This window comes from Arthrobacter sp. 210 2, from assembly GCF_059093025.1.
In genome coordinates, this window is the sequence record NZ_JBNHIE010000007.1 from 105,465 (window position 1) to 131,007 (window position 25,543).

Sequence of the window (25,543 nt, forward strand, 5' to 3'; positions counted from 1 at the left end):
CAGGAAAGGATGAATAACGCATGGCTATGAACTAACGTCGGTGGTGGGTACCAAGAACAGAATGTACCTTTCGATGGCGGCTCGGAGAGGGGCTCGACTGTCAGACAGCTCGGCCCAGGGAAGCGCCGCCGTCGTGTCACCGAAGTCATTTGGAGGGCACCATGGAGTTTATGATCAGCGGACGAAATCTGACAGTTTCAGACCGGTTCCGCGAATATGCCGGGGAGAAGATCTCAAAGATCGAATCGCTTGGAGACAAAGTCCAGCGGGTCGACGCCAAGGTCTCCAAGGAGACCAATGCCCGGCAGACCGGCGATCAGCTGACCGTTGAGGTGACAGTACTGGGCCGTGGACCCGTGATCCGTGCCGAAGCCAGCGCCGCCGACAAGTTCGCTGCATTTGATCTTGCATACAACAAACTGCTTGAGCGTCTCCGCCGCGCGAAGGACCGGAAAAAGGTCCACCACGGGCGCCACACTCCCAAGGCGGTCCGTGAAGCGACTGCCACGCTCGAACCGGCAAGTGCCCACGAGCCGCTGTACCTTGAGGCGAGCCACCGGAACGAGGCTGTGGCCGCCCCCGCCGAGAAGTCCCCCTACGACGTCGACAATGACATTCCCGCCGGGAATTCCCCCGTCCTGATCAGGCGCAAGGTCTTTCCTGCTGCGTCCCTTTCCCTCGACGACGCCGTAGACAACATGGAACTCGTCGGCCACGATTTCTACCTTTTCGTTGACAAGGCCACCAACACCCCTTCTGTGGTGTACCGGCGCCGCGGCTGGACGTACGGCGTTATTACGCTGGACCATGAGTGCGAGCCCGGAGATACTGTGGTGGAAGAAAAGATCCTGGCCTACCGCTCGGATGACGCCGCCGCCAACGCCTAAGGGTGCAAGCCACCCACCGAGAGGACTGATGTGTCAGCAGCGCTGAGCCTGGACCAGGCACGGCGAATCGCTTTGGCAGCACAGGGACTCCACAAAGGACGGCCCGCCGGTCCCGTGACTTCACGGACGGTGGGCCGTACCTTTGCCCAGATCCAGCTTGTCCAGATCGACTCCGTCAACGTCCTCTCGCGCAGTCACTTCCTTCCCTTCTACTCCCGCCTGGGCAACTACGACCGCACCATCCTGCGGCGGATGTCCAGCGTCCATCCCCGTCGCATGGTGGAGTACTGGGCCCACGAGGCAAGCTATATCCGCCCGGAGCATTACCCGGACCTGCTTCACTGGCAGAAACGCGCCTGGGTCGGCGCCGCGCGCATGGACCCCCATCAGCGCAGTGCCGTCGCCGCGAAGATACTGGATACGCTCGCACACAGCCGCCCGATGACGGCCTCGGAAATCACCGCCAGAATCGGCCACGTTGAGGACCGGCAAAGGGTGAACTGGGGTTGGAACTGGAACGCGGTGAAACGCGTCCTGGAGCATCTCTTCGAGAAGGGCCTCGTCTCGGCTGCTTCCAGGACCGAGCAGTTTGAGCGCAAATACACCCTGACCGGCAAGGTGCTGCCGCATGTCGCTGCCGGGGCCCATGACCCCGACCCTGCAGCGGCGCTGCACCGGCTGACAGAGGCAGCAGCGCAGGCACACGGCATAGGAAGCGTGCGCTGCTTTGCCGACTACTTCAGGACACCCATGAAGGCAACGGTGGAGTCCGTGGAGCACCTTGTCCGAAAGGGCAGGCTGGAGCCGGTGACCGTGGCCGGCTGGGGCAGGAACGTTTACCGGCACGTTGATGCTGTCCTGCCCCGGCGGGCGACGGGACGTGCCTTGCTCAGCCCGTTCGATTCCCTGGTCTTTGAACGCCGGCGGCTCGAGGAACTCTTCGGCTTCCACTACCGTATTGAGATCTACACGCCGGAACACAAAAGGCGCTACGGCTACTATGTCCTTCCATTCCTCCTCCGAGACCGGATCGTCGCCAGGGTGGACCTGAAGGCTGACCGCGCCGGCGGGAGACTGCTCGTCCGGTCTGCGTTCGGTGAGCCGGACGCGCCGCCGGACACCGCCGTCGAACTCGCCGCGGAACTGTTCCTGATGGCTGAGTGGCTGGGACTGCACGAGGTGGAGATCTACCCTGCGGGAGACCTCGCGGCCGCCCTCGCGGCGGCCGTTGCCCGGCCTGTCGCCAACACATAGGGTGGTATCCGCTCTCAGGGAAACAGGCACCTGCCGGTTGTCTCTCCCGTAGACTAAAAACGCCAGAATTCGGCGGCATGAGACTGGGAGCATCTTCACGTGGCATCACTTATCGAAAAACTACTCCGCACGGGTGACAAAAAAACGCTGCGGCAACTGCGTAATTATGCCGACTCCATCAATGCGCTGGAAGACTCGTTTAAGACCTTCACCGACGCTGAACTCCGTGAGGAAACAGACCGTCTCCGCGAACGCCACCAGGACGGCGAACAGCTGGATGACCTGCTCCCGGAGGCTTTCGCCGCGGTACGGGAAGCGTCCTCACGAACCCTCGGAATGCGGCACTTCGACGTCCAGCTGATGGGCGGCGCGGCACTGCACCTGGGCAACATTGCAGAAATGAAGACCGGTGAAGGCAAGACCCTGGTGGCAACCGCTCCTGCCTACCTCAACGCTCTCACCGGCAAGGGCGTCCACGTGGTCACCGTGAACGACTACCTCGCCGAATACCAGTCTGACCTGATGGGCCGCGTCTACCGGTTCCTGGGCCTCACCAGCGGATGCATCCTGTCAAACCAGGATCCTGCCGTCCGGCGCCAGCAGTACGCCGCGGACATCACGTACGGAACCAACAACGAGTTCGGTTTTGACTACCTCCGCGACAACATGGCGTGGGACAGGAACGAACTCGTCCAGCGCGGACACAACTTTGCCATTGTGGATGAGGTCGACTCCATCCTCATCGACGAGGCCCGCACACCGCTCATCATTTCCGGCCCCGCACAGGGGGACACGAACCGCTGGTACAGCGAATTCGCCAAGGTGGTCCTCCGGCTGCAGCCCGAGAAGGACTACGAGGTGGACGAAAAGAAGCGTACCGTCGGCGTGCTGGAAAGCGGGATCGAAAAGGTCGAGGACTACCTCGGCATCCAGAACCTGTACGAATCCGCGAACACCCCGCTCATCGGGTTCCTCAACAACGCCATCAAAGCCAAGGAACTGTTCAAGCGGGACAAGGACTACGTCATCCTGGACGGCGAAGTCCTGATCGTGGATGAGCACACCGGCCGCATCCTTGCCGGCCGCCGCTACAACGAGGGCATGCACCAGGCGATCGAGGCCAAGGAAGGCGTCGAGATTAAGGCCGAAAACCAGACGCTGGCTACCGTGACGCTGCAGAACTACTTCCGCATGTATCACAAGCTCTCGGGCATGACAGGAACTGCCGAAACCGAGGCAGCCGAGTTCATGAGCACCTACAAGCTGGGCGTCGTGGCCATTCCCACCAACCGCGACATGCAGCGCATCGATCAGCCGGACCTCGTGTTCAAGAACGAAACCGTCAAGTTCGACGCCGTTGTCCGTGACATCGCCGAGCGGCACGAAAAGGGCCAGCCGGTCCTGGTGGGCACCACCAGCGTCGAGAAAAGCGAATACCTTTCGCGGCTCCTGGCGAAGGAGGGCATCCGCCACGAGGTGCTCAACGCAAAGAACCACGCACGGGAAGCTGCCATCGTTGCCCAGGCCGGCCGGAAGGGCGCCGTCACCGTGGCGACCAACATGGCCGGCCGCGGTACCGACATCATGCTGGGCGGCAACGCGGAATTCACCGCCGTCGCCGAACTGGCAAAGCGGGGGCTGGATCCCGAGGAGAACTCCGAGGAGTACGAGTCCGCCTGGCCCGCAGCCCTCGACGCAGCCAAGCAGTCGGTTAAGGACGAACACGAGGAAGTTCTGAACCTGGGCGGCCTTTACGTCCTGGGAACCGAACGGCACGAATCCCGCCGGATCGACAACCAGCTCCGCGGCCGTTCCGGGCGCCAGGGCGACCCCGGCGAGTCCCGCTTCTACCTGTCGCTGACTGATGACCTCATGCGGCTTTTCAACTCCGGTGCCGCCGAACGCCTGATGAACAGCTCGGTTCCGGACGACGTTGCGCTGGAGTCCAAGCTGGTCTCGCGCGCTATCGCTTCCGCGCAGGGACAGGTGGAAGGCCGGAACGCCGAGCAGCGTAAGAACGTGCTGAAGTACGACGACGTCCTGAACCGCCAGCGCGAGGCCATCTACAGTGACCGGCGGCGGATCCTGGAAGGTGACGACCTGCACGAAAAGGTGCAGTTCTTCGTGGAGGACACCATTTCCGCGCTGATCGATGACGCAACCGCGGAAGGTAACGGCGACGATTGGGACTTCAACCAGCTGTGGACCAACCTGAAGACGCTCTACCCGGTAAGCGTCACCGCCGAGGACATCATTGAAGAGGCGGGCGGCAAATCACGGTTGACCGTTGAGTTCCTCAAGGAAGAGCTGCTGTCCGACGCCCGCCTGGTGTACCAGGCGCGGGAGGAAGCCATCGGTTCGGAGAGCATGCGGGAGCTGGAGCGCCGTGTGGTCCTGTCCGTCATTGGACGCAAATGGCAGGAACACCTCTATGAGATGGACTACCTTAAGGAAGGAATCGGGCTGCGGGCCATGGCCCAGCGTGATCCTCTCGTGGAATACCAGCGTGAGGGCTTCGTCCTGTTCCAGGGCATGATGGAGGCCATCCGCGAGGAAAGCGTAGGGTTCCTGTTCAACCTGGAAGTGGAAGTCACCCCTGCCCAGGACGTGGTAGTACCGGATGCTGCCGGCGGGCACACGGAGCACGTGGAGCCCCAGGTCCGCGCGGCTGGCCTGGAAGCGCCGGAAAGGCCTGCCCAGCTGCAGTACACCGCTCCCAGCGAAAGCGGCGAGACGCAGACCCGCGTGGAGACCAGGCAGTCGGGACGTTCGGGAAATCCGGCCAAGGCGGCAGCCCAGGATGCGGCCAGGCGTTCGGCCAAGAAGAAGCGGCGCTGACGGCCGCGCCTTAAACCAGGCAGCCGCACGGAAAGCAGGCAGAGGCAGGGCGGGAAGCACTTTCCCGGCCCTGCCTCTTTGCGTGGGTCAGCCGATGACAAGTTCAGTCACCCTCCAGACATGCTTGCTGCGCTCCAGCCGGATGGCGACGGCACGGGCACGGACGTCGTCCACCACAACGGCGCTGGCTTCGTAGATGCCATCCGCCACCTCGCAGACGCGGACTGAGCGGACGGTGGAATTCCTGTGGAGCCGGGCCAGGGCGGGATTCCCTGTACGGGTGAGCTCCCGCCTGATCAGGGACGCCCGGTGCTGCAGATTCCCCAGGCATCGTGGATCGAGCCGCCGTGCCAGCTGGTGGATGGGCCGGATTCCGGCCAATACCTCCATCGCTGCCTGCACGGTGCCGCGGGTGATCGCGCGCACTTCTGCAGTCTCGTCGACGGACCGCAGCGCGGGCTGGGTTCCGGGGCGATAAAAGCCTGCCCGCCCCTGGTCCAGCGCCGGGTTCCGAAGTGCGGCGGCCTCCCGGTCTCTTCCCGTTTCCCTGTCGGAGCCCTCCTGGGCTGCCCGGATTGGCGTCACTGCAGACATTGGTTTCCCCTTTTTATGGTTGTGCCCGGAAGGCCGGATGCCCGCCGGTGGTGTTGCGGGTGGCTACGCGGACGTAGGAGGCACCAGGATTTGCCCGGGAAGAAGTACATCCGGGTTCTCGCCAAGGAGGGTTTTGTTGGCTTCGTACCACCGCGGCCACTCAAGAGCTATGTCCACGTCCGAGGCACCGGGCCCCAACTGATCCGCCACGATGTCCCACAGACTGTCTCCGGCAAGGACGGCTACCGGCCCGCTGTACCGGCCTGTCCCCAGATGGATGCCGGCGTCGCTGCGCACGTCAGGTGCGGTCAGCAACCCGGGCTCGACGATCGGAGCCGATGGTTGCCAGCGCGGTTGAATTGTTGATGGAGCCGGAAGTATGGGCTCAGTTTGCCCGGGTACCGGGGCCTGGTTGTTTACCGGGACCTGGTCTGCGGCGGAAGGTAGAGGGGCCGGCGAAGGGTCGGACGTTGGTTGCGGCCCGGAGCCACCGGTCACGGGCGCAGCCGCACCTGGTCCACTGCCTGGGCTTGCAGGCACGGACGGCTCGCTGGCGTTGTCTGGAGGCGGAGCTGCTTCCTGTTCGCCCGTTGCCGGCGTGGCCCGTTCCGGTCCGGATGCCGCCGGCGCAGAGGACCCCTGGCCTTGCGTCGGAGCCCACTGTGGACCCGGTGCCGGAACTGCGGCGTGTGCGGCAACACCGCCGGACAAAAGCTGAAGGGAAACCGCTGCAACAACCAAGCGCTGCATAAAAGCGGGCGACATTTTGCGGGTCGCTGCGGCTGCCCTGGCCTTGCCGAGTTTCTCCAGCAGCACGCCGGCAGCAGCACATGCAAGGGACGCAAACCACCAGAGCAGGAGGACTGCCCCGGCAGCGGCCGCGGCGGCGCCCAGCACGTCCTCCACCTCAGGGCGCTGGTGGCGGGCGGCCGAGTCCTGCCACTGGCCAAGAAGTCCTGCTCCAACAAGGACCAGCGTGAAGGCCAACACCAGCAGACCCGCCGCTGCGGTGGCGTCAGCACCGATCCCCGTGTCTTTACGATTCCGCATTTCAAGCCTCTTTGATGCAGTTTGATGTAGTTTGCTTACGTCTGCTTCAGTTTGCGCTCGTCTCGATGCTTTTGTCTAGACAGTGGAGAGAATGAAAATCCGGGTTGACCAGCCCGCGGTGGAGTCCTACGCTGACCGGATGCGCTGGGATTCCCTCTTTAACGACATGGAAAGCCAGTTCGCGGAAGCGGACAGGCTGTCTCTTGATGCTGAGATCAACGAGCGCACCAGAATCGACATGGTGAATGTAGAATTCACGGACAGGCTCCGCGGAGCTCTCGGCTGCCGCCTGGGTGTCCATCTTGCCTGTGGGGAGGTATTTCACGGCACGCTGTCCCATGCCGGTGCGGACGCAATGGTGCTGGACGAAGACCACCACCAGGTTCTCATTCCTTACGCTGCGGCGCTCCGCTACGTGGGTTTGGGGAGGTGGTCGCAACCCGAGGCTTCGCCGGTGCGCCGTGCGATAGGACTTGCGCATTCCTTGCGCGCCCTTGCAAGGGACCGCACGGAACTTTCGGTCACACTGGGAAACGGTGCCGGCAGTGTCCGTATGGAGGGAGTCATCGACAGGGTGGGGAAGGACTTCATTGACCTGGCGGTTGTTGCTGCCGGGGAGGCCCGCCGCAGTGGCCAGGTCAGCCAGGTTTCTACCATCCCGTTTCCGGCATTGGCGGCTGTAAGGTCGCGGCGGACCCACGACATGTAGCGGCGAGGACTTTCAGCCGCGCTGCCCGGAAATTAGGGCGCACGTGGAATGGTCAGACGGACCGTGATTTGGACTCCTGGATCATCCGGCTGGCCTCGGCATAGCGTTCCTCGATGTACTGCTCCAGCATTTTCTCTTCGACCCGCCACTGCCCCCGGCCACCGACCTGGATAGCCTTGAGCTCCCCGCTTCGCACCAATGCATAAGCGGCAGGCGAATTGATCTGGAGCTGCTCTGCGACATCCGCGAGCGTGAGAAACCTGGGCATGCATTCATTTTGCCATCAGATGAGCCGTTTTGCTGCTGTTATCCACAGATTGGCCTTGTTTGCTTTATGGGCTTTCGTTCCAGCGCCCTTGCCGCAACAATAAATTGTCCGGCCACAGTGCGCCGGCGCAACTAGGGGGAGAAGCGGCATGGTTCCTGATTCGTCTGCCACGGCGGCACGCCTTAAGCGTCCATCCTGGCGGGACCCGCGCCTGCTGATGGGCATTCTCCTGGTCCTGGTCTCCGTTGCCGGCGTCGTCTTCCTGGTCAACAGTGCCGACCGGACCACGGAGGTTTACGCGGCGCGGGACGGCATCGGCGTGGGCGAGGCCTTGACCGCCGAGAACGTGGTCCGGGCTAAAGTGCGCCTCGGCGAAACCGAGCAACATTACATTCCTGTGGAGTCCGGCCTGCCCGAGGGCGTGGTTGCCGTACAGCGGATCGCCAAGGACCAGCTGGTACCCCGGGCGAGCCTTGGGGAAGTGGACCAGCTGGACCGCAAACCGGTGGCGCTGACCATTGACGAAACGCTTCCGTCGCAGGCAGTCGAGGGCGCCAGGGTGGACGTCTGGGTTGCACAGCCCGACGCCAAAAATGGTTACAGTGAACCCAAGCTTCTCCTTTCCGGCGCTGAAATCGCGGAAGTGACAGCTGGCTCCACAGCTTTGGGATCCACTAAGACCACCGTCCTGATGGTCCTAGTGGAGGACAGCCAAATGCCTGCCTTGCTCGGCGCCCAGGCCAACGAAGCAAAGATTTCGGTTGTCTGGAATCCGGGCGGCGGCTCCCGATGAACATTCCGGTAGTCACCGTTGGCCAGAGCCGGGAGGATCTGGTGGGCGGACTTGAACGGCTGCATGGTCCTGTCACTGTCGTCAGGAGGTGCGCGGAACTGCCGGAGCTCTTAGCGGCGTGCCAAAGCGGACTTGCCCGGGCCGCCGTCGTGGCTGATGGCTCCGAGGGGCTGACAGCCTCCCTGGTTGACAGGCTGGGAGCGGTGGGAGTGGCCATTATCGCGTTGACGGACAACGCCGACGAAGCAGCACGGCTGCGAAAAATTGGGGTGGCCTCTGCGCTGACCGGGGTGGAGTCCGCCGAACTGTCCGACCGGATCGCAGATGCGGTGGAGCAATTGACGGGGGCAGGTCGTCGTTCGGCCACCTGGAGTTCGCTTGCTGACACAGGTGCTGCCCTGGGCACGGTCCAGGCAGAGCCGGCGGTGGTCCCGGACGGGCCAGGTGCGGGAAGAATCATTGCGGTCTGGGGGCCGGTTGGATCGCCGGGACGTACAACCGTTGCGGCCAACATCGCCGGCGAGATGGCGGCCGACGGGAAACAGGTTCTCCTCGTTGATGCGGACAGTTATGGCGCCAGCATAGCCGCCGTTCTCGGTCTGCTGGATGAATCAGCCGGCCTTGCGCAGGCATGCCGGCTGGCGGACCAGGGCGCCCTGGATGCTTCCGCCCTTCAAAAAGTTGCAACCCCGGTGGCCACGAAGTCGGGGACGTTCACAGTCCTCACCGGCATTACCCGCGCGGACCGGTGGACCGAGCTCCGGGCGCCCGCCCTTGCCCTGGTCCTGGAGCGGGCACGGCAAATCGCCGACGTCATTGTTGTTGATACCGGGTTTTGCCTGGAAGCAGATGAAGAATTGAGCTTCGACACTATGGCGCCACGCCGGAATGCCGCCACGCTGCGTCCGCTTGAGCTTGCCGACACCATCTACGCGGTCGGGGCCGCCGACCCTGTGGGAGTTCCCCGCCTGGTACGTGGCCTCGCTGAGTTGGAAGCCGCCGTTCCCCAGGCGTCCCCGTTGGTGGTCATGAACAAGGTTCGTGCTTCGTCGGTGGGACGGAGTCCGGAGCGGCAGTTGCAGGATGCCTGGGAAAGATACGGTCCTGCCTCCGGCATCGAAACCTTCCTGCCGTACGACCCGGCAGCTGCGGATGCAGCCCTGCTTGCGGGCTCGCTGTTGTTGGAAATTGCTCCCGAGTCTGCGTTGCGCCGTGCAGTTCGCAGTCTTGTTTGTGCACCTGACCAGCAAAAAGTGAAATCCTCTGTCTTTTCTTCCACAGCAGGGCGCAGGTCAAAGGGCTAGGCTCGCCATAAGAGCTGCAATGGTGCAGCAGATATCTTGTGATGGAGGCGTGTGTCGATGTCGTCTGGATCCAGCGTGGAGGATCAGCCCCTTTCGATTGAAGGCCTGGAAGGCTTTATTGGGGACTACTACCAGCATTTGGCCGAGGAGGATGCCAGGAGCTACCCCCGGGAAGTGCTGGTGGCACGGGCGGGCAACCACCGTGAGGTCGCAACAGTGCGGCAGCCCGGCCAGGCGAAAATCAGCGTTGTGGATGAGGAAGACAGCAGCGTGGTCTTCGTGGTCACGGACGACATGCCGTTCCTGGTTGACTCAGTCAACGCAGAACTCGTCCGTCAGCACGCCGCCATCAAACTTGTGGTTCACCCGCTCTTCGTTGCCACCCGCGACAGGGAAAGCGGCGAGCTGGTCAAGGTCAACCGGGTTCCCGCGCACATTGGAATTTCCAGCGGTGACACCGCGGCAATGCCCAGCCTGTCCCACCTCATTGCGCAGGGCGAGCATGCCTCGCACATGGAGTCCTGGATCGCCGTCGAAATCAACCGCATCTCTGACGACGCGAAGGATTCCCTGCTTGAGGGACTTAAGCGTGTCCTCAATGACGTCCGCGCCGCCGTCGAGGATTGGCCGAAAATGCGCCAGAAGGCCCGGCAGATCTCCGAGAGCCTTGACCAGGTAGCAAACCCGGCACAGATTGCGGAGCTGCGGCAGGCGAAGGACCTCCTGCGCTGGCTGGATGACGGGAACTTCACTTTCCTTGGATACCGGGAATACGACCTGGTGAACGTGGATGGCGAAGATGTCCTGGAACTCCGCGAAGACAGCGGGCTGGGCCTCCTGCGGGCGGTCGCCGACTCGCCGCATATCCAGCACCTGACCGACGCCGGCCGGAAAAAGGCGCGGGAAAAGCGGGCACTGGTCATCACGAAGGCGAACTCGCGTTCCACGGTCCACCGCTCGGCCTACCTCGACTACATCGGGGTCAAAAGTTTTGACGCTGCCGGCAACGTCAACGGTGAGCGCCGCTTCATCGGACTCTTTGCCACGAGCGCCTATACCGGATCGGTCCGCAACATTCCGATTGTCCGGGAAAAAGTGGACGCCGTACTCCGAAGCGCTGGTTTCCCGCCGGATTCCCACTCCGGCAAGGACCTGCTGGGAATTTTGGAAACATACCCCCGTGATGAGTTGTTCCAGATCGAAGTCCCCGATCTGGCCGCCACCGCCCTTGGCATCCAGAAACTGCAGGAGCGGCGCCGGACCAGGCTCTTCCTCCGGCCGGACATCTACGGCCGTTTTATGTCCGCTGTCGTATACCTTCCCAGGGACCGCTACACCACCAACGTGCGGCTTCGCATCGAGCAGGAACTTCGCGAGACGTTCCAGGCGGTGTCCATCGACTATGAGGCACGCATGACGGAGTCGGCATTGGCCCGGCTGTTCTTCCGCATCCGCCTGCCGAAGAATGCCGACTTCAGCCATGTCAACACCGAGGAACTGGAGAAGCGGCTTGTCCGTGCCGCCCGTTCCTGGAGCGAAGGCATCGCCGAGGTCCTGCGCGAGGGCAGGGACCCGGTGGAAGCCAAGGAACTGGCCGCTATCTGGGCCGAAGCATTCCCCGCGGGCTACCGCGTGGACTACGAGGTGGAAGACGCCCTGGAGGACATTGCGCGCTTCGAGAAGTACGGGGCGGCGGCGGAACGGGCGGTAGGCGCACGCCAGGAGCGGCCCGGCGTCCACGTTTACCTCCCGGAAGGTGCAGGCGCAACGCTCGAGGAAGATGCGCGCGTGAAGCTGTACATGCTGGAGCCGAAAAGCCTCAGCCAGATTCTGCCCTTCTTCCATAACCTGGGGCTGGAGGTACTGGACGAGCGGCCTTTCGAAATTGAGACAGCGGACCGCCGTGACTTCTTCCTGTACGATCTCGGGCTGAAATACCCCGCGGGTGTGGATCCGGTTTCCACCGGCGAGCTGCTTGCCGATTCATTCGGTGCGGCGGTGACAGGCGCAGCTGAATCGGACGCGTTCGACCGGCTCGTCCTCCGGGAAGGCCTGCAGTGGCGGCAAATTACCGTGCTCCGGGCCTACGCGCGGTACATGCGCCAGATGGGAAATAGCAACTCCTTCGGTTTCATGGCCGACACCCTGCTTGCGAATGCGGACGTCACCAGGGGCCTGAGCGCCCTCTTTGCGGCCCGTTTTGATCCTGCCCTGAGCGACGACGAGCGGCTGGACGCGCAGGAATCCGTGCGGCAGGACTTGGCGGCTTCGATTGAGAAGGTCGCCACGCTCGACGCCGACAGGGTCCTGCGCACGTTCGTCAACCTGATCGAAGCGACGCTCCGGACCAACTACTACCAGAACAAGCCACACCTGAGTTTCAAACTCGACCCGGCCAGGATCGAGGGCCTGCCCTTCCCGCGTCCGATGTTCGAGATCTGGGTTTACTCTCCCCGGGTCGAAGGTGTCCACCTGCGGTTCGGCAAGGTGGCCCGTGGTGGACTGCGATGGTCGGACCGCCGGGAGGACTTCCGCACCGAAGTCCTTGGCCTCGTCAAGGCGCAGACCGTCAAGAACGCGGTCATTGTGCCAACCGGAGCGAAGGGTGGTTTCTTCGCCAAGCGCCTTCCGGACCCCGCAGTGGACCGCTCCGCGTGGATGGCTGAGGGCGTCGAAAGCTACAAGACGTTTATCCGCGGCCTGCTTGACCTGACCGACAACCTCGTGACGGAAGGCGACAGCGAACGGCTGGTCCCGCCGTCGAACCTTGTCAGGCACGACGACGACGATTCCTACCTGGTAGTGGCCGCGGATAAGGGAACCGCGACCTTCTCCGACATCGCCAACGGACTGTCCGCCGAATACGGCTTCTGGCTGGGCGATGCCTTCGCTTCCGGCGGATCCGTGGGTTATGACCACAAGGCGATGGGCATCACGGCCCGGGGTGCCTGGGAATCAGTAAAGCGGCACTTCAGCGAACTCGATTTGGATACGCAAACGCAACCGTTCACGGTGGTGGGCGTCGGAGATATGTCAGGCGATGTATTCGGCAACGGCATGCTCCTCTCCAGGCATATCCGCCTCGTCGCGGCCTTCGACCACCGGCACGTCTTCCTCGACCCCAACCCCGATGAGGAGGCCTCGTTCGTGGAGCGGCAGCGGTTGTTTGAGCTGCCGAGGTCTTCCTGGGATGACTACGACAAGTCCCTGATCAGCGAGGGCGGCGGGGTCTTTGCCCGGCAGGCCAAGTCAATCCCGGTGTCACCGCAGGTGCGGACGGCCCTGGGGCTTCCTGCAGAGACGACAGAACTCAGCCCGCCTGAGCTGCTGCGGGCGATCCTCCTCGCCCCTGCCGACCTCCTGTACAACGGCGGCATCGGAACCTACGTCAAGGCCAGCACCGAGTCGAATGCTTCCGTGGGGGATAAGGCCAACGACGCCATCCGCGTTGACGGCCGGGATCTGCGCGTGAAGGTGGTGGGTGAAGGCGGAAACCTCGGCATGACGCAACGCGGCCGTATTGAAGCGGCGCTTCAGGGTGTCATCCTGAACACTGACGCCATTGACAACTCAGCCGGCGTCGACTGCTCCGACCATGAGGTCAACATCAAGATCTTCGTCGACCGGATGGTGGCCGCCGGAAAGCTTTCGGCGGAAGAACGTGCCGGGTTCCTCGCATCGATGACCGATGAGGTGGGCCGGCTGGTGCTCGAAGACAACATCGACCAGAACATCCTGCTGCTCAACGACCGGACAAAGGTAGCCGAGTGGAGCCCCAGCTATGAGCGGCTGATGGACTGGCTGGAGAAGTCAGCCGACCTGAACCGGGAGCTCGAAGCGCTGCCTTCAACCGAAGTGCTGCGGGAGCGGCTGCAGCAGGGGCAGGGTTTGACCTCGCCCGAGCTGTCGGTGCTGGCCGCCTACGCCAAGATCGAACTGACGTCCGCGCTGCGCGACAGCGACCTTGCTGATGACCCCTGGTTCAGGAAGACCCTGCGGGACTACTTCCCGCAGCAGCTGCGCGAGCGCTTCGACGCGGAACTGGATACCCACCCGCTGCGGCGCGAGATCATCGCCACCGTGGTGGCCAACGATATGATCAACCTCGGCGGTATCACCTTCGCATTCCGTGTCATGGAGGAAACGTCGGCGAGTGAGGTGGCTGTGGCCAAGGCATTCGTGGCACTGCGGGAAATCTACGAGCTGGACACCATGGTGGGGGAGCTCAACAGCCTGCCTGCGTCGTTCCCGACCGAGCACTGGAGCACTGTGCACCTCGATGTCCGCCGGCTGCTTGACCGCGCGGTCCGGTGGCTCCTGACCCAGGGCACTGTTTCGCGGCCCATTGCGGATGTGGTGTCCGAGTTCAAGCCCCTGATGGACCCGATGCGCGCACGGCTTCTGGACTACCTGCGCGGCGACGATCGGGCTCGCGTGGCAGGCTGGCTGGAAACGGCGCGTGAGTGGGAACTTCCGGAAGGACTCGCCCTGCGCTGGGCAGAACTTTTCGAGAGTTTCGTCCTGTTGGACATTGCCAAGATCGCCCGGGTCCGGAAGGACCCTGTGGAGGAGATTGCGGCCGTTTACTACACGGTCTTCAACCGCTTCCACGCCGATTCGCTCCTTGAGCGGATCAGCAGCCTGCCGCGGCAGGACCGGTGGCAGGCTTTGGCCCGGGCAGCCCTCCGCGACGACCTGTACTCCACGGTTTCGGATATAACGACGGCGGTGCTTGACGCCACCACGGCGGCTGATTCGCCGGAAGCCCGGCTGAAGGATTGGGAGGCCCAGAATGCGGAGCAGCTGGGCCGGGCGAAGAGCATGTTCGATGAGGTCAATTCGCTTGAAACCGACGACATGGCATCCCTGTCGGTAGCATTGAGGCTCTTGAGGTCAATCGTCCGGCGCTAGCAAGTACGGCGTCGTAATTGGAGGTGCAGTGGCAATCTTTACGGACCCCATCAGGGAACACGCTGATTTCGGGCCTGGTGATGCCGAATGGCTGCACCTTTTGGTGGGGGACTGGCAGATGGTTGCGGACCTGGCGTTCGCCGACCTGGCGCTGTGGTTCCCCCACCCGGACCATGGGTACGTTGCGCTGGCACACGTCAGGCCGTCCACCACGCACACGGTCTTCCACGGCGACTTCGTGGGCGAGGGAATCCGGTCGGACCTGCAGCCGCTCGTGGACAAGGCATGGAACAGCCGCTCCATTGAGCGTTCCAGCGAAACCAACTGGAGCAGCGACATGGCCCTCCGTGTTGAGGCCGTGCCCATGGTCCGTAATGGCCGGACGCTTGCCGTGGTCACCACGCATATGGACCTGTCCAGTTCCCGCATGCCGTCCCGCCTTGAGCTGACCTACCGCCAGTGTGCCTATGACCTCCTGCGCATGGGGACGCTTGGGCTGTGGCCGGACTTTGCCTCGCCCACCGGGTCGCGGCGGGGTGCGCCGCGTGTGGGAGACGGGCTGATACGGCTCGATGCCGAAGGCATAGTGCAGTACGCGAGCCCCAACGGTGTCTCGGCATTCCGGCGTCTGGGGGATGGGGAGTCACTGGAGGGCCGGTCGCTCGCTGAGGTGACTGCCAGCCTGCTGAAGGACCGGCGCATGGTGGACGAGACGCTGCCGTTGGTGGTTACTGGCCGCATGCCGTGGCGCAGTGAAATTGAGTCCAGGGGCGTCAGCCTGTCGCTGCGCGCTATCCCGCTTCGTGACGAGCAGCAGCGCTTTGGCGCGCTGGTCCTTTGCCGCGACGTCTCTGAACTGCGGCGGCGTGAGATGGAGCTGGTCACCAAGGATGCCACTATCCGGGAAATCCACCACCGGGTGAAGAACAACCTCCAGACCGTTGCGGCGCTGCTCCGGATGCAGTCCCGCCGCATGGTGAGCGAAGAAGCCAAGCAGGGACTGGAACAGGCGATGCGACGCGTTGCCACCATCGCCCTCGTCCATGAGACCCTGTCGCAGGGCTTGACGCAGAGCGTTGATTTCGACGAGCTGATCGGACGCCAGTTCCGGCTGTCCGCCGAGGTTGCCTCGCCCTCCCAGCAGGTAAGGACTGAAAGGTCCGGGACCTTTGGAGAGCTGCCCAGTGACCTGGCCACGCCGCTGGCACTCGTCATCAATGAACTGGTCACCAATGCTGTGGAGCATGGGCTTGAGGGCAGGGCCGGAACCGTGTCGCTTATCGCTGACCGGTCTGAGGCAGACGAGGGTGAAGAACTGACAGTGACCATTGCCGACGACGGCGTGGGGCTGCCCGACACCCCCCACGTTGAAGGGCTTGGCCTGCAGATCGTGCGGACCCTGGTCACGAGTGAACTTGGGGGGACAATCCAGTGGAAGCCCCGTGACGGCGGCGGCACGGCGGTACAGATCCGGCTCAGCCTGGCGGGCAAGTAGCGGGCGGCTCCCCGGCCATTGCCATTCTTCTGGCTGAGCCCAAGGGTTAAAGGGAAAAGCCCCGGTCGCAACCTCTCAGGTTGCGGCCGGGGCTTTTTGCGTTTTGGGCGATCAGGAAGCGCGGCGGGCGCGGGCTGCCCGGCGCTTCAGGGCGCGGCGCTCATCTTCGCTCATGCCGCCCCAGACGCCGGCATCCTGGCCCGACTCGAGAGCCCACTGCAGGCAGGTGTCCACTACCGGGCACCGGCGGCATACACTTTTGGCTTCCTCGATCTGGAGGAGGGCGGGCCCTGTATTCCCGACGGGGAAGAACAGTTCCGGGTCCTTCTCGAGGCACGCTGCGCGGTTACGCCAATCCATGCTGATCAGTTGCTCCATTTCTGGGAAGTGCTCTTTGTGAAATTATTCACTAGGAGCTACAAAGGAAAAGGGCCCGGCAGGGCCCCGTTGGTCATCTGAATCAAGCCTGTCATGTTAACGCTGTGTAAACAAGGGGTAATAACGCTTGATATCCCCGTAACGCTGAGCGATACATCACACTGGCGGCACTGGCCCTCACCACTGTCCGACTATGTCCGGTAGGGTGCCAGTGTGTCAAGACCCCCGGTAAACCCCCCAGCGTCCCCTGCACCATCGGAAGAGCCGCGTCCGGGGCCGGGCCGCAACGCAGGGGCAGCGCCCGCTGCACCGCCGCCTGCAGCAGTGGTCATAGCACTGATCGTCGCCGCGGAGGCTACAGCGCTCCTTGTGGCAGCCGGCTGGTACGGCTACCAACTGCTGAACGGAAGCCCCGTACTGTCGTTCTGGGGAGCGGTATTTACGCTGGGGCTGCTGCTCGCCTTCGCTGCGTGGCTGTATGCGGTGGCTGTTTTCCTATATAGGGGATACCGCTGGACCCGGGCCGCCGCCCTCGTGGCGCAGTTGTTCGTGCTGACCATCGGATTTCCTACACTCAGCGGTGGACTGGTGGTGGCCGGGTTGGCGATGCTGCTGCCCGCGGTAGCCGCCATCGTGCTCCTGTTCCACAGCAAGGTGATCAGTTATGCCTCGCACACGGGAAGTGCACCGCCCGCCCTGTAGTCCTCTGCAGCAGCCCATCCCACCTGGATTGGGCATGTACGTCCGCCGGAAATGAGCACACCCCTGCCCGGGGATGGATTCGGTTCGACCTCGAAGCGGACGCCGAAGACGTCCCCGTCGGATATGGACCGCGGGGACAACAGCAGCCCCGTTCCGGCAGCGCGGGACTGCATGATCAGCGGAACGCGCTGAAGGATCAGCGGACTGTAGTTCGCCGTCAGGACCATCGGCTGGCCCAGGGCCTGCAGTTCGGACAGGCATTGCATCGCGCCGGGGGACATAAGGTCCGCGTCGTCGGCCAGGAGCACTGTGTCCCTGGGCAGCTGACTGCCCTGCACCTGCAGCAGCAGGCCCTTCCAATATGCAAGGGCGTCGGCCCCGGCGTCGGGGTAAAGCCAGCGGTGGGCCGGATTCAAAACCTGCAACGCCTTCAGGACGTTGGTCTTGCCACTGCCCGGACCTCCAAGGACGGCCACCACGCCGCTTGGTGGAATCCGGAAAGAAGCGGGGGACAACTCGTCACCGCCAACTCCGATGAGGATGCCCGGAAGCCGGGGCCCCGAAGGAACGGAGCCGGGCCCATGGGAAACAGTCGGGTCCGCCAGCATGGAAAGGATTTCGCCAGCCGTCACCACCGACGGCAGCGCTTCCACCCGAAAGGGAGGAAGCGTAACCAGCTGCTGCGGCGGGCTTCCGGCAGGGTCACTGCGCCAGGAACTGTCGGGTGCTGTACGGTACAGCTGGCATACGGCAGCACCGTCTTCGGCAACGGGACCGAACGCCACGGCTCTTCCTTTGACAGCTGCTGTGGAAGGCATCCGCGGCCAGGCTGCCCGGCTGTCGGGGTTGGAACCGGCAGGGAAGTAGAGCCGGTTTGGGATCGCCCCGCTGAACCTGGCGGTGACAAGCTCCCGGTCTCCGGAAATGATGAGTGTTATCCCGGCCCGGGCGCCGTCCCGGACAAGGTCCTGGACGAGGTCTTCGCCCCATGCCAATGGACCCGACCGGAACGCCGACAGCCAGGAGCCCCACCCGGAGATCACCACAATCAGTGGCACAGAGCGCCCGCCCGGCTGGTTAAGCCGCCGGGTAACTTCACCGGTTAAGCGTTCCAGTACCCGAACCGCACTCCGAAGCTCCTGCACACCGGTGTGGGCACCGATTCTGGCGTGGGAGGACAGGTAATGGAAACTTCCAGCACCGTCCAGGAAGTACAAGTGCGCCTCCTGTGGATGGCGAAGCAGACCGCGAACGGCTGCGTCCAAGGCTTCGTTGGCGCCGCACTCGGGTGCGCCGATCAGGGCCAGGTGGCTGCTCTTGGCCGGTTCCCATTCAAGCGGCTGCAGCCTTTGGCTGTCCGGAAGGTCCACCAGCCCAAGCCTGATTGACCAGGTCCCGCCAGAGGTCATGGACGCGGCAGCATTGGCGCTGTTCCATGCGGGTTCCTCTATGTCTTCCGGCAGGGGAGCCGCAACGGGCACCCGCGGCGGTGCTCCTCCCATGCCGTCCCAAAGTTCACGCACCAAATTGACCAACGGTGCTGCCGCTTGCGCGGGCGTCGGGGCTTCTGCCACCGCGTCGGCAGGAGGGTCGGACAGAAGGTAATCCGTGGCAAGCCGCACGGTGACGGAGTTATCCTGCCTGGTGCGGGCATGCAGCGGTCCCGTGGTTGCTGCCTGGAATTCCTGGACTGGTTCCGTGCCCCTGGCGAGGTAAGCCCGTCCAGGAGTGTCAACGCGGATCGCTGAGGCGTCCTTGGACCCGATGATGTCAACAGACTCCATGTCGGACTGCACCCGCAGTGCAATGCTGGAGGTGACATTGGCCCTGATGTCCGCAGTCAATGCGCCCTGCGGCCGCTGAGTAGCCATGACGAGGTGGATCCCAAGGGAGCGGCCGATGGAGGCAATGCGCATCAATTCACGGAGTACTTCCGGTGCGTCATCAACCAGCATCCGGAATTCGTCGATGACGATAATCAGGTGGGGGATGGCGACGGGCTCCGAGGCAGGATTGGACCGATACGCGCCGATGTCAGGCACTCCTGCCGCTGCCAAGGCTTCTTCACGACGCCTGATTTCAGCGCGGAGCGAGATGAGTGTGCGCTCCAGTTCGTAGCGGGCCAGGTCGGTCAGCAGCCCCACGCAGTGGACCAGCCCGGCCAGGGGACCAAGCCCCGAGCCGCCTTTGAAGTCAACGAAAAGGAAATTTATCCGGTCGGGCGGATGGCTCAGAGCCAGCGCCAGGGTAAGGCTGCGGAGCAACTCCGACTTTCCGGAGCCGGTGGTGCCTGCTATCAGCAAATGGGGGCCGTCGGTGTGAAGATCCACAACTTTGGCCCCGCCCGCACCGAGTCCAAGGGGAGCCGACAGCGCGGCGTTCTTCTTGCTCAATGCCCAACGGGCAGCCGTATGGGCGGCCGTGAGCGGCAGTATGTCATTCAGCTTGCAGGTGGATGGCAGAGCGTGTTCCCCGGTGTCCCTCACCCGAGGCAAGGTTGCCAGACGGCGGCAGAAGGTGCTGAAAACCTCCTCGGGGGCGAGATCGGGTACAAAGACGACGTCGCCGGCCGGTTGCCGCAGGATCGATGTGCGCTCGCGGAGTTCCACATCAATGCCTTGTGTCCTGGTCCCGTCGGGAAGGAATTCAAGGATGTGCCACCCGCGCGCCAGCGCTTCATCCGCGAGGGCGCTGCTTGAAACGCCTCCGTCTGCTGCGTCAGTAATCAGGAGGACTCCCTGCGGGGCGGTGGGGTTGAAGCCCTCCGCCAGCACGCGCCGGCAAGCGGCTGCCGATGCTGTGAGGGTTACGGACGGAAGGAAACGTGCGGGCAACAGGAGGCGCTCTGCCTGCCCGTGAATGACGACGCGTGTGGTACGGCACCTCGGATAACCGGCCAGCTGCATGACGATAGCCCTGATCATCCCGTCCAGCAGGCTCCTGGATCCCTGAAATACCGATTTGGGGCGTGAAAGGTCAAAGACCACCGGTACGGTTTCAGCGGAGGGCATTCTCCGGATGGAGCCAACCGGCTCCACCTTTACATTGGCGGGCTGCTTCGCCTGGCCAAGGCGCAACCACGCTGCGGCTTCCCTTTCGCCAGTGGTTGAAGCGTTGCTGTGCATCCCACCTGTGGCCAGCACCAACGTAGCGAGCGAGGGCCCGGCCGCCCGGCGCCGTTCCGTGTCCTTGGCAACAGCCGCTCTAATTACAGCGCCCAGCTCCCGCCGCTGGCGCCTGCCGGATACAACAGGAACCACAAGGGCCAGGGTGGAGGCGGCAGCAAAAGCCAGGAACATCCACATACCCGTGAAGACCGCAAGTCCTGCACCGACGACCAGTGGAAGAATTGCGGTGGCAATGAGGACCGCCCGGCTGCCGGACTCCGCCCGGCCCCTGACGGGAATAGGCTCCTGCACGGAGACCCCGGCGTCGCTCAGCGCCTTGTCCGGCATGTCGGCAAACACGATGGACATGGTTGAGCTTCCACACCGGACGGTTGAACCGGTGGAGAGGGCGGCGGCCCGGGTTCTTTCGCCATCCACGTAGGTGCCATTCGCACTGTCCAGGTCTTCGAGGATGATGTCTGTTTCGGTGACTACAAGGCGGGCGTGCTGTCGGGACAACTCTGCGTCCGCGATGACTATCCGGGTGTTGCTCCTGCCGATGGTGTAGGTCCCGCGCCGCAGGGGTACCACTGTTCCCGCGCCCGCGCCGCTGTGAACGGCAAGGGCGAGTGGAGCCGGCTCGCCGGCGGGCCGGCGCCGTTCCTTCCTGCTGACTGGTGCTCCGCCGCCGTCGATGAGGACGGCGCCGTTAACCAGCGGCAAGGTGCCGACGCGTACGGATCGCAGGTCGTCGCCGTCGACCGTTACGGTCCCTGTGCCAAACATCCTCGCGAGCTGGTCCCGGATGTGGGCGCCCGCCGTACCGTCGGCGGCGTCGATGGACAACTCAAGACGCTGCCCGACCAGGCGCGACTCGGGACCGCCGAGCAGGGTGCAGTGCAATGTCATGGGTGGATATCCTTTGTGCCTTTGAACCCACGCTAGACAGCGGTAGCGGGTCCCGGCCGGTGCACCATCTGCTATGTGGACAACTTCCAGAAGTAGATCCGCCTTCTCCTGCCGTCGGAGGGGCCGGTCACTCAAGAAGGCTCAGGCCTTGCTCCAGGGGTTGTAGCCCGAAGCCCTGATTCGACGGGCGCTGCAGTGCCTCGGGTAGGCTAGAGCAGCAGACATTGCGCGTCATTGCGCTGCCCGCATTCAAACCAGGAGAATTTGTGACCGCTGACCTTGTCATCGTAGGGTCTGGCTTTTTTGGCCTGACAATCGCCGAACAGGCCGCTACCGAGCTGGGCTTGAAGGTCGTTGTCATCGACCGCCGCCACCACATTGGCGGCAATGCCTACAGCGAAAAAGAAGAGCAGACCGGTATCGAGGTGCACCGCTACGGAGCACACCTGTTCCATACGTCCAACGAGCGCGTGTGGGAGTACGTGAACCGGTTCACGACGTTCACGAACTACGTCCACAAGGTATACGGCGTGCACAAGGGTGAGGTCTATTCCCTGCCCATCAACCTGGCCACTATTAACCAGTTTTTCCGTGCCAACCTGACGCCGGGCCAGGCACGGGAGCTTATCCAGGAGCAGGCGGGCGAGCTTGCCGGCACCGATCCGCAGAACCTGAATGACAAGGGCATCCAGCTGATTGGCCGCCCGCTTTATGAAGCCTTCATCAAGCATTACACCGGCAAGCAGTGGCAGACGGACCCCAAGGACCTGCCCGCCGGAATCATCTCGCGGCTGCCCGTCCGTTACAACTACGACAACCGGTACTTCAATGACAAGTACGAGGGCCTGCCCACCAACGGCTACACCGCGTGGATCGAAAAGATGGCCGAACACCCGAACATCGAAGTACGGCTCAACACGGACTTCTTCGACGAGTCGCACGAGTACAGCAAGAATAAGGTTGTAGGCAACATTCCGGTGGTGTACACCGGACCCGTTGACCGCTACTTCGATTACGCCGAGGGCGACCTCTCCTGGCGCACTATTGACTTCGAGGAAGAAGTGCTCGACATCGAGGACTTCCAGGGCACGTCAGTTGTGAACTACAACGACGACGACGTTCCCTACACCCGGGTCATCGAACCGCGCCACTTTCACCCCGAGCGTGATTACCAGACGGAGAAGACCGTCATCATGCGCGAGTTCTCACGCTTTGCGGAGAAGGGCGACGAGCCGTACTACCCCGTCAATACTTCCGCGGACAGGGAGCGCTTGCTCAAGTACCGCGATTTGGCGGCTGCTGAGAGGGACGTTCTGTTCGGCGGCAGGCTGGGGACGTACAAGTACCTGGACATGCACATGGCCATCGGCGCAGCACTGAGCATGTTCGACAACAAGATCCGGCCGCATTATGTAAGCGGCGCAAAGCTGGAAAGCGGAGGCGTGGACGCATGAACGAAGCGCAGGGCTGGTCGACCCTTCAGCGGGTGATTCTCCCTTCGCCGGACCAGCCGGACACTGTTCCTTTGTACGCGGACGCGGGCACCGCCAGCGGCATCCGGTTGAGGGAAAACGATGAGTTGGCCCGTACGCCGAAGCTGCCGGAAGAGAAGCTGCAGATGTTCAGCTCGGGCGGCCGTGAAGCCCACTTTGAGGACCTGCTCTCCAGACACTCCATGCGGGTCCGGTCAGGGGAGCAAATTTCCTTCGGCACATACTTCAACGCGTTCCCGGCGAGCTATTGGCGCCGGTGGACGTCCGTCAGGGATATCCGCCTGGTCGTCAGCACCAGAGGAACGGGAACGGTCACCGTTTACAAGTCCAATGCACGCGGGTCAGTCCAGCGCGTCGCCGGACAACACGTCGACGGTGCCGCTACGTCGGTCTTTGACCTCACCCTCAAGCCATTCGGCGACGGCGGATGGTACTGGTTCGACCTGGCGGCAAGTTCCGGTGAACTTCTGCTGGAAAACGGTGAATGGCAGGCTGAGGGTGGCGAGAGTGCCAAGGGCCAGGTGACCCTTCAGATCACCACAATGAACAAACCTGATTTTTGCCTCAACAACGCCCGAATCCTCGCGGAGAATCCAGACGTTCTCAAGAACGTCAAGGAGATCCTGATAGTCGACCAGGGAACACAAAAGGTCGAGGCAGAAGATGGTTTTGCAGCCGTAAAGGAAGCGCTGGGCGACAAGCTCAGGATCATCAACCAGGCAAATCTTGGCGGATCAGGTGGCTTCGCGAGGGGCATGTACGAAGCCGTGGAGAACGGCAGCGACTATGTCCTGCTGTTGGATGACGACATTGTGGTGGAACCGGAAAGCATCGTCCGGCTGGTGACGTTCGCCGACCACTGCCGAAAGCCGACCATCGTCGGTGGCCACATGTTTGACCTCTACAACCGCAGCGTGCTCCATACGTTCGGCGAGGTAGTTGACCCCTTCCGGATTGTGCCCGCGCTGCCACACGCAGACATGGATGTGCGGCACGACTTTAGTATCGCCAACCTCCGCCAGACGGCGTGGCTGCACCGGCGTGTAGACGTGGATTACAACGGGTGGTGGATGTGCCTCATCCCCACAGAAGTAATCCGGGAAATCGGCCTGTCACTGCCGCTGTTTATCAAATGGGACGATGCCGAATACGGGTTGCGCGCGCGGGAAGCCGGGTTCGCAACGGTGTCTCTTCCCGGGGCCGCCGTTTGGCACGTCTCATGGCTCGACAAGGACGACCTCGTCGGGTGGCAGGCATACTTTCACGAACGCAACAGGCTGATCACTACCCTGATCCACAGCCCCTATCCAAAGGGGGGGCGGGTCCTGCGTGAATCCGTCCAGTCGGACGTTAAGCACCTGGTGTCGATGCAGTACTTCACGGAACACGGTCGTATCGAGGCCTTAAAGGATCTCTTTAAGGGGCCACACGTCCTCCATGAAGTGCTTGGCTCAAAGCTGCCTGAAATCAACGCGCTTAAGGCGTCCTATCCCGACGCCCAGTTGAAAGACGACGTTGACGACTTTCCCGCTCCCAAGCTGGGACGGGGGCCAATGGGAGGAACCGTCGTAGGAATGCCCAGCAAGAAGGAGCTCATACCTTGGGGCATCAAGACAGTTGCGCGGCAGCTCATCAAGGCGCCCGGACCCGAAAGTGCTGAGCGGCCCCAAGGGTATCTCGCCCACCGGGACAACCGCTGGTTCAGGGTGGCCCACTACGACAGCGTAGTAGTGTCCAATGCAGAAGGAACGGGTGCGTCCTGGTATCAGCGCGACCCGAAAAAGCTCAAGTCAATGCTGACGGAGGCAACACGCCTGCACGTGCGGCTGTTCCGGGAGTGGGACCGGCTCGCCGAACAGTACCGCAACGCGGTCTCGGAAGTCAGCTCGATGGAGTCGTGGAAAAAGACCTTTGACGCGGCAGAGGACCCAAAGTAGATGGCCGGCACCACCAACGATATGATTCGCCCTGGCCAGGGGCGCGGCCTGCTTGACGTTTACGACCACCGCTTCCTGCTCAAGCTGTTGGTGCGTAAAGAGATCAAGGTGCGGTACCGCGGCTCGGTCTTGGGACTGCTCTGGTCTTACGTCAAGCCGCTGATGCAGTTCCTGATATATTTCGTGGCCTTGGGGATCTTCCTCAACCTTCAGCGGGGGACTCCCAACTACGCTATCTATCTGTTTGCGGGCATCGTCCTGGTGAACTTTTTCACGGAATCGTTGGGTAACGCCACAAGATCCATCGTCGACAACCGCGACCTTATCCGGAAAATTTACCTGCCCCGCGAACTCTTCCCGGTTGCGACAGTGTGGGTTTCGGCGGCGCATTTCCTGCCTCAGCTGGTAGTGCTGATGGGTGCTTGCCTCATTGCGGGATGGACCCCCTCCCTCCTCCAGCTTGCCGCCGCCATCCTGGCCTTCATACTGGTTTCCGTCCTTGCTACGGGGCTTGGCCTTCTGTTCAGCGCTGCCAACGTCTACTTCCGTGATTCGGAAAATATCGTCGATATGATCCTCATGGTGGTTACGTGGGCGTCCCCGGTGCTCTACGTCTGGACGATGGTGCAGGACGTCATGGGCTCGTGGTACTGGGTTTACCAGCTCAACCCCATGACTGTGGCCGTCGAAATTTTCCACTGGGCATTCTGGTTCCCCACCTTGAAGGAGGACCAGGTGGGACTTGCATCGATGCCGCCAGACCTCATGACCGTATGGCTTCCGGTCGCCTACCTTATTTCCATCGCTGTGTTGTTCGTGGGCCAGCTGGCCTTCCGCCGCTCGGCCGTCCATTTTGCACAGGAGCTTTAACGTGACTGCACGAGGCGATGTCGCCATCAGCTGCAAAAAACTGC

Annotated in this window: 17 protein-coding genes; 12 read left to right on the forward strand and 5 right to left on the reverse strand. The window is 62.9% G+C overall.

The genetic code is table 11. The annotated features are described in order from the left end of the window. The first annotated feature begins 161 nt into the window (after window positions 1–161). The 3 genes from hpf to secA all read left to right on the forward strand — a co-directional run bounded on the left by hpf (window position 162) and on the right by secA (window position 4,979). Window positions 162–887: a ribosome hibernation-promoting factor, HPF/YfiA family gene (gene hpf, locus AC5RWA_RS14355; RefSeq protein ID WP_494058087.1), complete on the forward strand. Its 726-nt coding sequence runs from the start codon at window positions 162–164 to the stop codon at window positions 885–887. 30 nt (window positions 888–917) lie between these two features. Then, on the forward strand, window positions 918–2,141 hold the full coding sequence (locus AC5RWA_RS14360) for a winged helix-turn-helix domain-containing protein (RefSeq protein ID WP_494058088.1): 1,224 nt from the start codon (window positions 918–920) through the stop codon (window positions 2,139–2,141). 99 nt (window positions 2,142–2,240) lie between these two features. Beyond that, window positions 2,241–4,979 carry a preprotein translocase subunit SecA gene (gene secA / locus AC5RWA_RS14365; RefSeq protein WP_494058089.1) on the forward strand — a complete coding sequence of 913 codons (2,739 nt, stop codon included), beginning with the start codon at window positions 2,241–2,243 and terminating at the stop codon, window positions 4,977–4,979. 87 nt (window positions 4,980–5,066) lie between these two features. On the opposite strand, the gene AC5RWA_RS14370 is transcribed toward secA, so the two are convergent. Continuing rightward, window positions 5,067–5,573 (reverse strand): Rv3235 family protein, encoded by a 507-nt coding sequence (locus AC5RWA_RS14370; RefSeq protein WP_176156849.1) that lies wholly within the window; start codon window positions 5,571–5,573, stop codon window positions 5,067–5,069. Window positions 5,574–5,636: 63 nt separating this feature from the next. Continuing rightward, window positions 5,637–6,623 (reverse strand): LysM peptidoglycan-binding domain-containing protein, encoded by a 987-nt coding sequence (locus AC5RWA_RS14375; protein ID WP_494058090.1) that lies wholly within the window; start codon window positions 6,621–6,623, stop codon window positions 5,637–5,639. Between the two features lie 91 nt (window positions 6,624–6,714). On the opposite strand from AC5RWA_RS14375, the gene AC5RWA_RS14380 reads away from it, so the two are divergent. Continuing rightward, complete coding sequence (locus AC5RWA_RS14380; protein ID WP_494058091.1) at window positions 6,715–7,332, forward strand: hypothetical protein; 618 nt, start codon at window positions 6,715–6,717, stop codon at window positions 7,330–7,332. Window positions 7,333–7,384: 52 nt separating this feature from the next. Here AC5RWA_RS14380 and AC5RWA_RS14385 read toward each other — a convergent pair whose 3' ends face one another. After that, complete coding sequence (locus tag AC5RWA_RS14385) at window positions 7,385–7,600, reverse strand: helix-turn-helix domain-containing protein (protein ID WP_009356834.1); 216 nt, start codon at window positions 7,598–7,600, stop codon at window positions 7,385–7,387. A 148-nt stretch (window positions 7,601–7,748) separates the two neighbouring features. On the opposite strand from AC5RWA_RS14385, the gene AC5RWA_RS14390 reads away from it, so the two are divergent. Genes AC5RWA_RS14390 through AC5RWA_RS14405 form a run of 4 tightly spaced genes read left to right on the forward strand, consistent with a single transcriptional unit; the run spans window position 7,749 to window position 16,103 of the window. Then, window positions 7,749–8,393, forward strand: a complete 645-nt coding sequence (locus AC5RWA_RS14390; RefSeq protein WP_476246019.1) for a hypothetical protein — start codon at window positions 7,749–7,751, stop codon at window positions 8,391–8,393. Further along, complete coding sequence (locus AC5RWA_RS14395) at window positions 8,390–9,697, forward strand: CpaE/TadZ family protein (RefSeq protein ID WP_494058092.1); 1,308 nt, start codon at window positions 8,390–8,392, stop codon at window positions 9,695–9,697. Before AC5RWA_RS14390 ends, AC5RWA_RS14395 begins: the two co-directional genes overlap by 4 nt. A gap of 57 nt (window positions 9,698–9,754) precedes the next feature. After that, on the forward strand, window positions 9,755–14,608 hold the full coding sequence (locus AC5RWA_RS14400) for an NAD-glutamate dehydrogenase (protein WP_494058093.1): 4,854 nt from the start codon (window positions 9,755–9,757) through the stop codon (window positions 14,606–14,608). Between the two features lie 28 nt (window positions 14,609–14,636). Continuing rightward, a complete protein-coding gene (locus AC5RWA_RS14405; RefSeq protein ID WP_079597248.1) occupies window positions 14,637–16,103 on the forward strand; it encodes a sensor histidine kinase in 1,467 nt (488 codons plus the stop codon). A 111-nt stretch (window positions 16,104–16,214) separates the two neighbouring features. On the opposite strand, the gene AC5RWA_RS14410 is transcribed toward AC5RWA_RS14405, so the two are convergent. Next, window positions 16,215–16,463, reverse strand: a complete 249-nt coding sequence (locus AC5RWA_RS14410; RefSeq protein WP_015937605.1) for a WhiB family transcriptional regulator — start codon at window positions 16,461–16,463, stop codon at window positions 16,215–16,217. 348 nt (window positions 16,464–16,811) lie between these two features. On the opposite strand from AC5RWA_RS14410, the gene AC5RWA_RS14415 reads away from it, so the two are divergent. Further along, window positions 16,812–17,183 carry a hypothetical protein gene (locus AC5RWA_RS14415; RefSeq protein ID WP_494058154.1) on the forward strand — a complete coding sequence of 124 codons (372 nt, stop codon included), beginning with the start codon at window positions 16,812–16,814 and terminating at the stop codon, window positions 17,181–17,183. Here AC5RWA_RS14415 and AC5RWA_RS14420 read toward each other — a convergent pair. Next, the gene (locus AC5RWA_RS14420; RefSeq protein WP_494058094.1) at window positions 17,144–21,199 is read right to left on the reverse strand and encodes an FtsK/SpoIIIE domain-containing protein; all 4,056 of its coding nucleotides are present in this window, start codon (window positions 21,197–21,199) and stop codon (window positions 17,144–17,146) included. The genes AC5RWA_RS14415 and AC5RWA_RS14420 overlap by 40 nt on opposite strands. Window positions 21,200–21,465: 266 nt before the next feature. Between AC5RWA_RS14420 and glf the strand changes: the two genes are divergently transcribed. The 3 genes from glf to AC5RWA_RS14435 are packed head-to-tail and all read left to right on the forward strand — an operon-like array spanning window position 21,466 to window position 25,499. Beyond that, a complete protein-coding gene (gene glf, locus AC5RWA_RS14425) occupies window positions 21,466–22,653 on the forward strand; it encodes a UDP-galactopyranose mutase (RefSeq protein WP_079597245.1) in 1,188 nt (395 codons plus the stop codon). After that, on the forward strand, window positions 22,650–24,629 hold the full coding sequence (locus AC5RWA_RS14430) for a glycosyltransferase (protein WP_275727753.1): 1,980 nt from the start codon (window positions 22,650–22,652) through the stop codon (window positions 24,627–24,629). Before glf ends, AC5RWA_RS14430 begins: the two co-directional genes overlap by 4 nt. Beyond that, window positions 24,630–25,499: an ABC transporter permease gene (locus tag AC5RWA_RS14435; RefSeq protein ID WP_104443479.1), complete on the forward strand. Its 870-nt coding sequence runs from the start codon at window positions 24,630–24,632 to the stop codon at window positions 25,497–25,499. It begins immediately after the preceding gene. Window positions 25,500–25,543 lie beyond the last annotated feature (44 nt).